This window comes from Zobellia russellii (assembly GCF_018728565.1).
Lineage (GTDB): Bacteria > Bacteroidota > Bacteroidia > Flavobacteriales > Flavobacteriaceae > Zobellia > Zobellia russellii.
Genome location: NZ_JACSOI010000010.1, coordinates 1 through 14,686 on the forward strand (window position 1 = coordinate 1; position 14,686 = coordinate 14,686).

Annotated in this window: 13 protein-coding genes; 2 read left to right on the forward strand and 11 right to left on the reverse strand. The window is 38.2% G+C overall.

Features of this window, described 5'->3' with window-relative positions; genetic code table 11:
* From H9565_RS17915 to H9565_RS17965, 11 genes are all read right to left on the reverse strand, one after another.
* Positions 1 to 2,703: Ig-like domain-containing protein (locus tag H9565_RS17915; protein WP_246560784.1), on the reverse strand; the 2,703-nt coding region annotated here is incomplete at its 3' end.
* Positions 2,704 to 2,960: 257 nt separating this feature from the next.
* Positions 2,961 to 3,899, reverse strand: coding sequence for a PorP/SprF family type IX secretion system membrane protein (locus H9565_RS17920; protein ID WP_215441755.1), 939 nt, complete (start codon positions 3,897 to 3,899; stop codon positions 2,961 to 2,963).
* 260 nt (positions 3,900 to 4,159) lie between these two features.
* The gene (locus H9565_RS17925; protein WP_215441756.1) at positions 4,160 to 5,584 is read right to left on the reverse strand and encodes a CCA tRNA nucleotidyltransferase; all 1,425 of its coding nucleotides are present in this window, start codon (positions 5,582 to 5,584) and stop codon (positions 4,160 to 4,162) included.
* 63 nt (positions 5,585 to 5,647) lie between these two features.
* A complete protein-coding gene (locus H9565_RS17930) occupies positions 5,648 to 6,208 on the reverse strand; it encodes an L-threonylcarbamoyladenylate synthase (protein WP_215441757.1) in 561 nt (186 codons plus the stop codon).
* 14 nt (positions 6,209 to 6,222) lie between these two features.
* Positions 6,223 to 7,242: a glycosyltransferase gene (locus tag H9565_RS17935; protein ID WP_215441758.1), complete on the reverse strand. Its 1,020-nt coding sequence runs from the start codon at positions 7,240 to 7,242 to the stop codon at positions 6,223 to 6,225.
* Positions 7,243 to 7,313: 71 nt separating this feature from the next.
* Positions 7,314 to 8,087 (reverse strand): glycosyltransferase family 2 protein, encoded by a 774-nt coding sequence (locus H9565_RS17940; protein ID WP_215441759.1) that lies wholly within the window; start codon positions 8,085 to 8,087, stop codon positions 7,314 to 7,316.
* Positions 8,080 to 9,159: a glycosyltransferase gene (locus H9565_RS17945; RefSeq protein ID WP_215441760.1), complete on the reverse strand. Its 1,080-nt coding sequence runs from the start codon at positions 9,157 to 9,159 to the stop codon at positions 8,080 to 8,082. The genes H9565_RS17940 and H9565_RS17945 overlap by 8 nt, the downstream gene beginning before the upstream one ends.
* Positions 9,160 to 10,272 carry a glycosyltransferase family 4 protein gene (locus H9565_RS17950; RefSeq protein ID WP_215441761.1) on the reverse strand — a complete coding sequence of 371 codons (1,113 nt, stop codon included), beginning with the start codon at positions 10,270 to 10,272 and terminating at the stop codon, positions 9,160 to 9,162.
* Between the two features lie 78 nt (positions 10,273 to 10,350).
* Positions 10,351 to 11,403 carry a hypothetical protein gene (locus tag H9565_RS17955; protein WP_215441762.1) on the reverse strand — a complete coding sequence of 351 codons (1,053 nt, stop codon included), beginning with the start codon at positions 11,401 to 11,403 and terminating at the stop codon, positions 10,351 to 10,353.
* Positions 11,404 to 11,594: 191 nt separating this feature from the next.
* Positions 11,595 to 12,425, reverse strand: a complete 831-nt coding sequence (locus H9565_RS17960) for a glycosyltransferase family 2 protein (protein WP_246560786.1) — start codon at positions 12,423 to 12,425, stop codon at positions 11,595 to 11,597.
* Positions 12,426 to 12,640: 215 nt separating this feature from the next.
* Positions 12,641 to 13,456 carry a 2,3,4,5-tetrahydropyridine-2,6-dicarboxylate N-succinyltransferase gene (locus H9565_RS17965; RefSeq protein WP_215441763.1) on the reverse strand — a complete coding sequence of 272 codons (816 nt, stop codon included), beginning with the start codon at positions 13,454 to 13,456 and terminating at the stop codon, positions 12,641 to 12,643.
* Between the two features lie 180 nt (positions 13,457 to 13,636).
* On the opposite strand from H9565_RS17965, the gene ruvX reads away from it, so the two are divergent.
* Together ruvX and def are read left to right on the forward strand one after the other, a co-directional pair.
* On the forward strand, positions 13,637 to 14,047 hold the full coding sequence (gene ruvX / locus H9565_RS17970) for a Holliday junction resolvase RuvX (RefSeq protein WP_215441764.1): 411 nt from the start codon (positions 13,637 to 13,639) through the stop codon (positions 14,045 to 14,047).
* Entirely contained in the window at positions 14,048 to 14,638 is a 591-nt protein-coding gene (gene def, locus H9565_RS17975) for a peptide deformylase (RefSeq protein ID WP_215441765.1), read from the forward strand.
* Positions 14,639 to 14,686 lie beyond the last annotated feature (48 nt).

Below are 14,686 nucleotides of genomic sequence, written 5' to 3' on the forward strand. Positions count from 1 at the left end.
CGTTCCATCGGTACCTGCATCGGGAGCGGCCTGTTCTGAAACTACCACTTCAGATGAGCTGTCCACTGTACATGGTGAAGTTGCCGCAACGGTGTAAGTATAAGTTCCTGCTCCCGAAGGAGTAGGTGACCAAGTCCCTCCTGATTCCGGAGAGCCACCCAGTTGAGAAAAAAGTTGAGTTTCGTTTACTGTTGACCCTTCGCAGATGGTCAACGTTCCGTCTGTACCTGCATCGGGAGCGGCCTGTTCGGAGACAACTACCTCGGAAGTATCATCAACGGTACATGGAGCAGTAGCTGTAACGGTGTAGGTATAGGTTCCGGCACCTGCCATTGCTGGAGACCATGTCCCACCTGAATCGGGAGTACCACCGAGTTGAGCAAAAAGTTGGGTTTCGTTTACTGTTGAACCTTCGCAAATGGTCAACGTTCCATCGGTACCTGCATCGGGAGCTGCCTGTTCGGAAACTACCACTTCGGATGTGCTGTCTAAGGTACATGGCGCAGTAGCCGCTACGGTGTAGGTATAAGTTCCGGCACCAGCCATTGCAGGAGACCAAGTCCCACCGAAATCGGGTGTCCCACCGAGCTGTGCGAAAAGTTGGGTTTCGTTTACCGTCGCCCCTTCGCAGATGGTCAATGTTCCATCGGCACCAGCATCGGGAGTTGCCTGTTCGGAGACCACTACTTCTGACGTCCCGTCCACAGTACAAGGCGCTGTCGCCGTAACGGTATAGGTATAGGTTCCGGCACCTGCCATTGCCGGTGACCAAGTTCCTCCTGAATCAGGGGTTCCACCGAGTTGTGCGAAAAGTTGGGTTTCGTTTACTGTTGAACCTTCGCAGATGGTCAAAGTTCCGTCTGTACCTGCATTGGGAGCGGCCTGTTCCGAAACAATAACTTCTGAGATATCATCAACGGTACAAGGCGCTGTCGCCGTAACGGTGTAGGTATAGGTTCCCCCACCAGCCATTGCAGGAGACCAAGTTCCTCCTGAGTTGGGAGTTCCTCCAAGCTGGGCAAAAAGTTGGCTTTCGTTTACTGTCGAACCTTCGCAGATGGTCAATGTTCCGTCCGTACCTGCATCGGGAGCAGCCTGTTCGGAAACTACCACTTCGGATGTGCTGTCTAAGGTACAAGGTGCTGTCGCCGCAACAGTGTAAGTATAAGTGCCGGCTCCTGTCACTGCTGGCGACCATGTCCCACCGGAATCGGGTGTACCACCGAGCTGACTGAAAAGCTGTGATTCGTTTACCGTTGCGCCTTCGCAGATAGTCAACGTTCCGTCGGAGCCTGCATCGGGAGCGGCTTGTTCTATAATGGAAACCGTGGCGTATTGGGTGTATCCTTTGCTATCCCTTATTCCGTAAACAAAACTGTCTGAGCCGGTATACCCCGTGGCCGAAGTATAGGTTATATAGTCGTCCAAAGGGTTGGATGAAGTACCATTGTCATTAACCAAAACAGTTCCCGAACTTGCGGAACTAACAATAAATATAGTGCCGGAGGCAGGCCCATTTCCACCAAAATCATCGTTTAAAAGAACATTAATATCAATTGTGTCCGCTTCACATATGGTAACGGTTTCATTTTCTGCAGTAGGGAAATAGCTTATGGTAGGGTCGTCTTCAATGTTTCCATCGGTATCAATGCCGTCATCGGAAAGGTCGTTTACGTCATCGGTTCCATATGGACTATCGGCAAGAACAGTAATTTGATTGCTGACCCCTCCAGCTTCTATAGCGGTTGAGTTTAGAGCGAAACTTGCTAAGTAAGTTGCGTTTTCGGTAGGAAGGAGTGTTCCTTCACCAGAACCCATAGTTGATGAGTTAAAGGTTGGGCCACTTGTTAGTGATAATGTATTTGTGTCTATATCGGTAAACGTATCCATTAGGTCTATGGCGTTCAAAGCAACGTTTCCGGTGTTTTCTACGGTAATGGTATAATCAATTGTATTTCCAATACTGACCGGGTCTCCAAAATTTTCAATGACCGTTTTGGTTACTTCAATTTTTGGGTCGGCAATGATGAGATTGGTAAGTACGAATTCGACTTCATCGGAAGCAGTAAGGAGAGAAAGTAAACCGCCAGTGACATCTACATCCATTTCTATGGAACTTGTAACATTTTCAACACGTAAGCTTCCTCCACCTGTTCCAATGTTGGAACCGTTTACACATTCTCCTCCTCCACTAATCAACAGGGAAGTGTCGTCAATATTGAAAAGGGTAGGGGTAGATTGAAAAATAGGACCATTGGAACTTAACTCTGTCCATGTGCCGTTTGTAATATTAAAGTTTCCAGTTGCTGCATCGGAAAGTATTGCGACCACGGCAAAAGTGCCCACTTTATCAGCATGCAAAATGGGATTTACAATATGAACGGGATCCCCTGTAATTGCATCAAAAAAATAAAAGTTTAAATTGCCATCGGCAGTGGAACTTGCGGAAATTTCTAAAGAATTACTACCAAATACCAGAGGGTCGCTATAAGTGGAAGCGCTTGTACAGCCCATGGTTTCGTTTCCTAAAACAGTCACCCCTCCTGCTACTCTACACTCCACACGCACTAACCCATCATCGGTAACAGACTCCCATACAGAAGAGGATACCGCTGTCCAATTTGTGGTTTGTTGGGCGTTTGCCACATGGGCAAGTAAGAACAAAAGAAAGGCCCCGAAAATTTTTTTAAAACGATTCGCCAAAAGGGAATGTATTTTATGCGGTCTTTATAAAATTATTGTAGATAAAGACTTACAACGTTGTAACGTAAATTTAAGCAGGGATACAGACGTCTCAAATTATATGTTGTATAGTACGAAAAACCAGATGTATAGACCTTATAAGCTGTAGGATGATTTATTTGCCATAGGGTAGATACGGTAGATTGAGAAAAAGGGAAGTAGGGAGAAAGAATGGTTAATACCGAAAAAATTTTTTTAAAGCTGTTGTGGAAATTTTTTTAAAAGAATCTTGGAGCGGTTGTTCTTCTATACCTAGATTTAAATTCATATCTCAATACCACTTCAAAAGAGCCATCGTTAAATCTGGTGCCACCTAATTCCGTAACCTCTCTGTCATAAGCCAGACCTAGCAATATTTGGTCCGAGGCTTGAAAACCGAACATGCCACTTAGAGCCGCATCCCAACGATAACCCGCCCCCAATATAAATTTATCGTTGAACATGAAATTAGCGGATAAATCTATTTGTAATGGAGCTCCATTAACTGCTTTTAATAGTACTGCGGGTTTAAACTGCCATCTTTGGTTTAAGTCATAGATATATCCCGAAACCAAATAAAAATTCATGCGTTCTTTGGCTAAAAAAGAAGAGCTAGAGGCATCACCGTCAAAATGTTTTGTAGCCAAGAAATTAGGCACGGAAAGCCCCATGTAAAATCGTTCATCGTAATAATAGACACCGGCTCCAAAATTTGGGGAAAGCTTATTGTCAATGTTGGTAAGGCCTGCTCCAGAGGCTTCGTTGCTGTAGTTGGACAATTTACTAAAATCCAAGTTTAGGACATGAGCACTGGCTTTTAGTCCAAATGAAAGATTTGCTTCTCTTGAAATAGGTACCGTATAGGAAAAAACACCGTCAAAATAGGTTTCTTGGCTGGTTCCGTTTCCTATGTCATCATTTACAATGGAAAGACCAACGCCTACCCTGTCATTGATAGGAGTGTGCAAACTGAGAGTCTGTGTTTTTGGCGCGCCTTCTACACCAACCCATTGCGAACGGTGCAATCCCGCAATACTAAGTACGCTGCGAGAACCGGCGTAAGCTGGGTTAATAGCCATAGTATTATACATGTATTGTGTATATTGGGCATCTTGCTGTGCTCTAAGTCCACAAAGTGAGGCAGCGGTTAAAAGTACAATCAGGAGGAATTTTTTCATGACTTTTTAGTTGGATAAAAAGAAGGCAATTTTGTATATGTGGTTGTAAAGGTATCTATTTTTGTTGCTAAGCACTACTGTTCTTTGTTCATCACCAGAAAAGCGGGTATTTTAACCTGTAAACAGAGGTTGCTAAAAAAACACCTCACATATTTTAATTGTTTTTCATTTGTGTTCAACATTAAAACGTGATAATCTGCGGTGTATTGTTAAGCTAAGTCCAATCTTTTTTAAGGATATAAATAGGCATTGTACCCTATTTAGGAGGGTGTAAGACCAAGCGCTTTTCCTTTTGCCAACATAAATTCTTTTGCGGCCTCGTATTCATTGGGAATTTCACCTTCTAGAATGGCTTCTTTGATAGCCTCTTTAATGATACCAATTTCCTTTGACGGTTTTAGGTTGAAGGTTTCCATGATTTCTTCACCACTCACCGGAGGTTGAAATTGGCGTATATGGTCTCGCTCTTCTACTTCAATAATTTTTTGACGGACAACTTTAAAGTTGTTCTTATATCTTCTTTGTTTCTTAGGGTTTTTGGTAGTGATATCGGCTTCGCAAAGCGTCATTAAATCCTCTACATTTTCCCCTGCATCAAAAACCAATCGGCGTACAGCCGAATCCGTAGCATAATCTTCCGCAAGAACAATGGGTCTAGAACTCATTAGTACCATTTTTTGGACGAATTTCATTTTATCGTTCAATGGCATACGGAGTCTTTTAAACAGTTTGTAAACCATTTTAGAGCCCACAAATTCATGTCCGTGGAATGTCCAACCAATTTTTTTGTGAAACTTTTTCGTTGGCGCTTTCCCAATGTCGTGCAATAGTGCGGCCCAACGTAACCATAGGTTATCCGTAGTTTTTGAAATGTTGTCTACCACCTCTAGGGTATGCCAAAAGTTGTCTTTGTGGCGTTGCCCTTCAATTTCTTCTATGCCTTGCAATGCTACCAGTTCAGGAAGAATATACGGCAGAAGCCCAGTTTTATGGAGTAAGGCGAACCCGGTTGAAGGTGTTTCGCAGGATAGAATTTTATTAAGTTCATCAACTATTCGCTCCTTGGAAATAATTTTTATACGCTCCTTGTTATCCGTAATGGCTTGTAGGGAAGCTTGCTCAATGGTAAAATTTAACTGTGTAGCGAAGCGAATGGCACGCATCATCCGCAACGGGTCATCAGAATAGGTGATACCCGGTTCAAGAGGTGTGCGAATAATTTTTTTCTCTAAATCGGCAACCCCATCAAAAGGGTCAAGAAGCTCTCCAAAGTTATCGGACTTTAAAGATAGTGCCAATGCATTTATGGTAAAATCCCGCCTATTTTGATCATCGGCCAAGGTTCCGTTTTCTACTACGGGTTTACGGCTATCCCTATGGTAACTTTCTTTACGGGCACCAACAAATTCCAGTTCTATATCACCATGACGCAACATAGCTGTTCCAAAATTTTTAAATATACTTACCTGTGGTTTTCCCTTGAGCAGGACCGCCACCTTTTTTGCCAGTTCAATACCACTTCCAACAGCAACAATATCTATGTCTTTGGCCGTTCCTCTTTTTAAAAGGAAATCCCTGACAAATCCCCCAATAACATAACAGTCCACACCAATTTCATCGGCTGCTTGAGAAACGATTTTAAAAATAGGGTTGGAAAGCGCTTTTTCGTAGTTCAAAGATTTCATTTTTAGTATACTGCCCAAAATACGAATAACTAATAAGGGTCAATGTCTTGAAAGACATGAACTTTATTCACGTATGATTTTTACCGTGCCATCACTGCTTAATTTGATAATGGCAGAAGGAACCGCATTTTTTTGTTCGGGCTGCAAATTTACCACATAGTCTACACCTTTTAAAATAACTTCGTCTATTTCGGCAAAACTTTTAGGGGTTGGCTGCCCTGAAATGTTGGAAGAGGTAGAAACTATAGGTTTTTTGAACTTATTGATCAGGTAACGGCAGAATTTGTCCGAAGCTACACGAATGGCCAGAGTATTGTCTTCTGCAATTAAATTTTTGGCAACCCCTTTTGGGCCATCATATACAATAGTGGTGGGTTTGGTAGAAAGGTCCATGATATCATAGGCCAAATCGGGAACATTTTCTACCGTTCTTTCGAGCATGGCATCGTTGGCCACCAGACAAATTAAAGCTTTACTGTCTTCTCTTTGTTTGAGGTCATAAATTTTTTTTACCGCCGCTTCATTGGAGGCATCGCAACCAATGCCCCAAACAGTATCAGTTGGGTAGAGAATGAGGCCGCCTTGATTTAGGACTTCTATGCATTTGTTGATTTCTTCGGTCATGATTCAATAAATTATTACTCTGGAGGAAAAAATAGTTGTTCCGTATTTCTCATCATTTTTTCTAAAGAAAAACTACTTGTAATCCTTTGTTTTAAATAATCAGGCTCAAATTTTATATGTTGCTCCATTATGGATTGAATGCCATTGGCCATAGCGGTTACATCGTTTATTTCGGTTAAGATACCGTAGGCACCGTTATCCAACAATTCTTGGCTACCGGGTACTTTTGTGGATACAATGGGCACACCGTGACTTAATGATTCCAATAATACGTTGGCCATGCCCTCTTCTCTAGAACATAATAGGAACACATCAATATTTTGAAAAAATTGGTCCATTGCGCTAACATGACCAAGAAAGTGAATACGTGATACAAGATTGGGGTATTTGGATAATATTTCATCCATATTCAGTTCAAAACCACCAGTGCCCGCATGTAATACATGCACATTTTGGGGTAATTTTTCTAGTATCTCAGGTAAAAGGTCGAATCCTTTTCTGTAATTCAACCATCCTGCAACACCTACGAAAAATGTATCTGCGGGAAGATTTAGAGATTTTACGGGAAGCCAATCTTCATCTTTTTCAGTAATTGGGAGTTCTATACCATTATTAATTTTAATAAGATTACTTGAATTAAAGTGAGAGCTATTTTGTAACAAGTCATCTTTTAAAGAATCGCTATTGACCAACACCTTGGACTTAAAAACCTCAAATACTAGACGATACTTTAGACTGGACTTAACCTTTCTGAGGTTGCCAAGATATAGGATTTTATTGGGTACTTTGGTTAAGTGGGCCGATAACGAAACTAACCACCAATCTCGTTTAAGCGCAGCAAATACCGTTACAGGCCTAACTTTTTTAATAAGCCTTCCATATCTTAAAACAACTAAGAAATTTAAATCTCCACCGCGTTTTGTAATGGTGTGAACAGAAACATTTGTGAGATTTAAAAACTTTGTTTCAAATGTGTTTTCTAATAGTACTACTACAACTATATAGCCAGCATTACCTAAATATATGGCTCTCAATAGCAGATTTTTTTCTATCCCACCCCAATTTTTTGTGGGACAGAAAAGGATTATACTTTTAGGATTCCGTCTCATTTATAATTTGCTGAATTCAGACGTTTAAGTTCTTTGAATCTGGTGTAAACCCCCAGTGCATTTAGATAGGAAATAACAAGACCTTTTTTGCCATCTAAAAATCCCAATCTAAGTATATAGTGATTAAAGAATTTCCAACTGGGTCTTAAAACCGAATGATACCACCTGGCTTTTTTACCTGCATCAAAGGATTCTTTGGCCTTCATTTTACCATATTTAACCATCTTTGATTTATACTCTTCATAACTATTGAAAGAGTAATGTATGAGTCTGTTTTTTAGAGTTTCAGATCTGCCATTGACTTCAAGGGTTTCATGAACGATTCTATCAGAAACGAATTTTACTTTATCTTTTTGAAACAGTCGGTAATTTTTGTCCGTTTGCCATCCACTAAAATGTAGGACTTTGTCTTTGTACATGAATATTCTTAAAAAATAATAAGCGGCAGCAGGATTGCTGGCGTACTCAATTTCATGAAGTATTTCTTTTTCAAGATCAGGAGTAACTCGTTCATCGGCATCCATGAACAGCACCCAGTTAAAATTAGCTTGATCTAAAGCGAATTGTTTTTGATCGGTATAATTTTTAAAAGGGCGTTGTATGAGTTGTACATTCCGGTGCTTTTCTATAATTTCTATAGTGCGATCAGTACTAAAAGAGTCCACAACAATGATTTCATCACAAAACGATAAGTTCTGTAAGACCGCATCTATGTGTTTTTCCTCGTTGAGAGTAATTAGTAAAGCCGAGATTTTCTCCTTTCTATTCATCTATCAAGTACGCTTCTATTTCTCTTAGTTTTTTAGATTTTTCAAATTGATTTACGGCAAAAGCTCTTGCTGCTACACCCATTTTCTCAATCAGAGATTTATCTTTGGCAAAAGTTTCGATAGCTTCTACAAAGCTGTCTATGTTGTTAGGGGGAGTTAATATTCCGGTTTTTTGGTGTACCACCACTTCCGGATTGCTACTAATATTAAAAGCAATAGATGGTTTGCCACAAAGTGCGGCTTCTGCCAAAACATAGCCAAAACCCTCCCAATGAGATGAAAGCAAAAAAACGTCACCCATGGAAATAAAATCATAAGGTTTTTCAATGAACCCCCTAAGCTCTACATTTTTTGATAAACCTTCGTTGTTTATTCTTGATTGTAATTCATCGTGTAAACGTCCTTCACCACCAATCAATAACTTAAAATCTATTCCTTTTTGTAATAATTTTTTAGCGACATCCAGCAGAAAACCTTGGTTTTTTTGGTGCTCTAGTCTGCCTATATTTATTAATGTAATAGTTTTGTTTTTTTCGGGGTGATTATCCGTTTTTGGTAATTTTGGTACTTTAACCCCGTTGTATATGACCGTTATTTTCTCATTAGGAAACAGCTTGGGGTTGTATTCCAAAACGGTTTTTTTTGTAGCTATTGAATTGGCAAGTATTTCTGTAAGAACTTTTTTAAATAGATACCTATTGAGAAAAGTATCTTTTATAGGAATAGCACTACCGCGCCTATAAATAACTCTAGGGATATTCAAGGATTTAGCTATTGGCCCCGCAATTTTCACATCACTTGATAGATTCATAACAATAGAATCAATGATACAAGTTTTTAAAATATTTCTTACCAGCACTATTTTTAAAGGGTTTATAAAGCTAAGGTTGGAGAGTGCAATTTCTTTATGGGGAATGTCTGTTTTCTTTAGTTTTTCTAATAATATACTTTTTGAGTGTGCAACTACAAAAACGGGTATTCCTTTGTTATGGAGGTGTTGGCTGACTTCAAAGTGCCACTTTTCTCCTCCGCCCCAAGCAACGGCTGTATTAAAAAAACAAATAGACCCCATTTATCCAATTTTTTTATAGAGAGCAACAAGACTGGCGCCCACATTTTCATCATTGAATTTTTGAACATAAGAATAGCCTTTTTCAGCTAACTCTTTTCTTAATTCGGGATACTCATATAATTTCTTAATATTTTGCAGAATCTCGTCGGTATTATCCGGGTCTACATAAATAGCATCCGGCCCAGCAGCTTCCGGAAAACATCCGCCTTTGGTAACAATAATGGGTATTTTACTGAATAGTGCTTCAATCAAAGGAATGCCAAACCCTTCACAATATGAAGGATAGCAGAGTAGGGTGGCAGCTTGGTATAAAATGGCCAAATCTTGAACGCTTATCTTTTTTACAAAGGTTACCTGTTTCTGCATGTTATGCTCTTGGATGTATCTGCGCACCTTTTTCGCATAAGACTTTTCTCCTCCTACCAGAGCCAAATGGTATTTGGTACCTTTTATAGATTTAATTATGGCCAAGACGTTTTTACGTTCCTGAATAGTGCCTACATTTAGTATAAATTGTTCAGGTAGAAAATAACGTGCTCTAATCTCATTTTTTTGTTCTTCGGAATATATAGTTTTAAATGCGTTGTGACATCCTTGATACACTACCGTAATCTTATCAGGAGATACTTTTAAGAACTTTATTATATCTCTTTTGGTTTGTTCGCTAATAGCTACAATATGGTCTGCCGCATGCACCGCGTAATAAAATTTTAGGCGATAAATGACACGGTCCCAAAAATTATAATATTTGGGGTGGCTTATAAAAATAAGGTCGTGAATTGTGACAATTTTTGCTGTACCTTGTTTTTTAAGCTGAATAGGAATTTCTCCGGATAGGCCATGGTACCAGTCTAACTTTAAATGGTTTATTTGATTCCATTGGCCGAACAAACGCCATAAGGCGGGAAAGTTTTTCCAAAACCAGCCCGTTGGATAGATAATAGTTGATTTTTCTAAAGCAATTTTTCTATTTACGCTGGGGGTTTTGGTGTTGAAAAGGAAAAACTCTTCCATTTCAGGATATGAGTTCATTATTCTCAGGATGTCGCGACCATAGTTGCCTAATCCAGTCCTATTGTGAAAAATCCTTTTGGCGTCATAACCTATTCTCATGTGTCTCTAAAAAGCTATAATCGTAAAGCTAAACATTATTCATTAAAGAGCTTTAAAAATCTAAATTATAAGTCACATTTAATGTGTTAGGCGAAGAAAATTAAGGTACTTCTTTTTCTGGTTTTCAAATGACCATTTATCTAACTGTTTAATAGCAGGATGCTTTAGATTCCTCTTATCAAGTTCTTCAAGAATGAGATGTAAATTATCTTTATTAAAAAAGATTGCATGTCCAGAAAAATCAGGGATATCCATGAAAAAATCTTGGGCCAATATAGGTTTTTCATAGGCATACGCTAAATTAAAGCTTCCGGATATTTTATGATTTAAGTAAGAACTGTCCGATTTTAATAGAGGCATTATAAAATCTGCACTGGACAAGTATGCTTGATATTCTTCATTTTCAATATAATAATCAAAAAAGAGAATTTTTTTAAAGAAAATACTTTTTTTGAATTCCAAAAGAAGTGCTTTACCATCTTTAGTTGTCTCCAATAGTTTTCCTAAAAAAATGAACCTAACGTTGGTTAGAGTACTCACTTTTTCTAAGGCGTTTGAGAGTAAAGTATAATTTCTTCTTGAAAAGTCTATTCTTCCAGGAATAACGATCCAAATTTCATTTTCCTTTTTAACAATGTTTGTTTTAATTTTTGGAAAGTAAATAGGGTAGAAGCTTTCAAGTTTAATTTTTCTTGAAGGTGATTTAACGAGATGGTCGGCTAGAACAAAGTATTGCTTTATTTTGGTGGAAATTATTTTTTGGGTAAAGCTAGACTCTAACTTTTTGGTATTATGGAGTAGGCCAATACATTTGGTTTTTGGGTAAAGATTTAGAAGGAATATAGTGTTTCTAATTAACTTGCTAGAACTAGCAGTATTAAAAATAATAAGGTCATAGTTTTTCGATTTTTTTACAAGTTGAATTGATGACCAGAGTTTTTTAAACAATCCACTCTCTTCTTTAGCAAAGAAAATGTTTTTAAATAAACCTTGATAGGAAGCAATTTGGGAATTTAGATTAGGGTGAATATAAAGGTCAAGTTCAAATTCTGTATTCTGCATAAATCTAGCCTGAGAATAAAAACATTCTTCATGGCTGGTACTAACTTCCACAAGTGCCGTTTTTGTCATATTATTTTGCGCCAATTATAAAATGTAGATTTATTTTGTTCAATATGAAGGCTCAATGGGTAATAGCAATTTTCATCCGTTTACCGAAGTGTGAAAATAGGAATATAAAAACAAACGGTTGTGAAGGTTTGGAAAAAGAGAACAAATCTATTCTATTTCCTAATACATTTTATTGATTAGGACCATAGAGTTTAGTTGGTTACTATATCAACATTATTAAGTTTATAAGCTTCCTTGCCTATAGTTTTTTGTGCTTTAGCACTTACTTCTAGATTAGAAAGCTCAGAATATCTAATATAGACACTCAAAGCGTTTAAATAACAAACAGTAAAACCTCTATGTAAGTCAATGAAACCTAACCGTATGAAGTAATTATAGGCAAATTTCCAAATAGGTTTAATAAGAAGCTTCAAAATATTGCAAGATTTTTTATGGGCGTATAATTCCTTAGCTTTTAGTCTCCCGTAATGAACCATTTTTGCTTTATAGTCCGAATAGCCTTTATAGCAATAATGGATTAGTTTTTCTCTAAGGACACCAGTTCTACCGTTTACTTGCAAAGTTTCGTGAACTAATTTGTTTTGGGTGAACTGACATTGACTTTTTTTGAATAACCTTATATTCTTATCGGTTTGCCATCCGCTATAGTTCAGTTTACAATTTTTGAACATGAACTTTCTATAAAACCAATAGGCACTCAAGGCATTTGGGTCGTGTATGGTTTGGGTAATTTCAGTTTTTAAAGAGCTAGGTACAACTTCATCGGCATCTACAAATAGAATCCAATCGTTAGATGCTTTATTAAGGGTAAATGACTTTTGATCGGTGAAGTTTTTAAACGGACGTTGAATTACCTGAACATTGGGTAGTGCACTTAAGTATTCGTAAGTACCATCAGTACTATAGGAATCAACCACGATTATCTCATCCGCAAAGGAAACGGAAGCAATACATTTTTTAATGTGCTCCATTTCGTTAAAGGTAATGATCAATGCCGAAAGCTTATGGTCAGAATTACTCAAAATCAATGAAAATTTATATATGTTCGTTCTTAACTTGCTAGATTATAACTTAAAAAGTAACTATAAATTGCTTTTTTAAGTACTTTTCTTACGCTTCACTTATTAACTAGACCAAAGAATTTAAAAAGGTTGCGTACAAATCACATTATTTTACCAAAAAAGCCCATAGACGCTTACAGTAAACGATTATGGGCTTAATTGATATTTTAGTTTGCTTAAACCGCTACATCATATTCCCTTAAAGCATCGTTTAAAGAAGTCTTTTTATTTGTACTTTCCTTTCTCGTGCCTATGATTAATGCGCAAGGCACTTGAAATTCACCGGCAGGAAACTTCTTTGTATAGCTCCCTGGTATAACAACTGAACGTGCAGGAACCCTACCTTTAATTTCAATAGGTTTATCTCCGGTAACGTCTATGATTTTTGTAGAGGCCGTAAGAACTACGTTAGCTCCTAGAACTGCTTCTTTTTCAACACGAACACCTTCTACAACAATGCATCTAGAACCTATAAAAGCATTGTCTTCAATAATTACGGGGGCAGCTTGTAACGGCTCAAGAACACCACCAATTCCTACACCACCACTTAGGTGAACATTTTTGCCTATTTGGGCACAGCTACCAACAGTGGCCCAGGTATCTACCATAGTTCCTTCATCTACATAAGCACCAATATTAACGTAACTTGGCATTAGAATGGTTCCGGCAGAAATGTATGCGCCATGACGTGCAACAGCGTTTGGAACTACACGAATACCTTTTTCTTGATAACCGCGTTTTAGAGGAATTTTATCATGGTATTCAAATATACCGGCTTCAAGAGTTTCCATTTTTTGAATAGGAAAGTAAAGTACCACGCCTTTTTTTACCCATTCGTTAATTTGCCATCCATCTGCGGTTGGTTCTGCACAGCGTAATTTACCTTGGTCCAAAAGATTTATAACTTCTCTTATGGCATCTTGGGTGGCTGTTTCCTTTAAAAGATCTCTGTTCTCCCACGCACTTTCTATGGTCTTTCTTAACTCCGTCATCTGTTCTATATAATTAAGTGTTATGTATAGTTATAATAATTTTTTCATTGGACTTTCCAAGAAAATCAAAATTGGATTATCCGTTTAAAGTTGCAAATATAGGGGGTCAAATATGATTTAAGGTTTCAATTTTACGGTTATAACAATTTATAGGTTATTTTTGCAAAAAATAAATGAGGGTTGGGAAGATTGTTGGCATTGGATTACGGAAAAAAACGAACGGGGATTGCCATTACGGATGAACTTCAGTTAATAGCCTCAGGTTTAACTACCATACGTACTTTTGAACTAATAGACTTTTTAAAAGATTATACCCAAAAGGAAAGTGTAGAGAAGTTCATAGTTGGTGAGCCGCGCCAAATGGATAATACTCCCAGTGCATCAGAAGCTTTGATCGTTCCTTTTTTAAATCGGTTAAAAAAAGTTTTTCCGCACATACCCGTTGAAAGGCAGGACGAACGTTTTACCTCTAAAATGGCCTTTCAGACTATGATAGACAGCGGCCTAAAGAAAAAACAAAGAAGAGATAAATCTTTGGTGGATGAAATTAGCGCAACAATTATTCTACAAGCCTATTTAAATAAAATTTAGATGATATTACCAATTATCGCTTATGGCGATCCAGTGTTACGAAAAGTGGGCAGTGACCTGCCAAATGATTATCCAAAATTGAACGAGTTAATAGAGAATATGTGGGAAACCATGTATAATGCCAATGGTGTGGGCTTGGCGGCGCCACAAATTGGATTGCCTATACGTTTATTTTTGGTGGACACTACTCCTTTTTCTAAGGATGAAGATTTATCCGAAGAAGATCAAAAGAAATTGGACGGTTTTAAGAAGGTATTCATTAATGCATATATTGAAGAAGAAACCGGTGAGGAATGGGCTTTTAGCGAGGGTTGTCTAAGTATCCCGGATGTTCACGAAGATATAAAGCGAAAAGATACGGTAACCATTACTTATCTAGATGAAAATTTTAAGGAACACACAGATACATATGATGGGCTCTTGGCAAGGGTAATCCAACATGAGTACGATCATATAGAAGGTGTTTTGTTTACAGACAAACTTTCGGCATTAAAAAAGCGAATGCTTAAGGGCAGATTGAACAACATCTCTAAAGGAAACATTAGAGCAGATTATCGCATGCGTTTCCCGAACCAGAAAAAAGGACGTTAAAGTTGTATCGTAATTCGTTGAAAAGTGCAATATTTGCGCTCCTAAAAT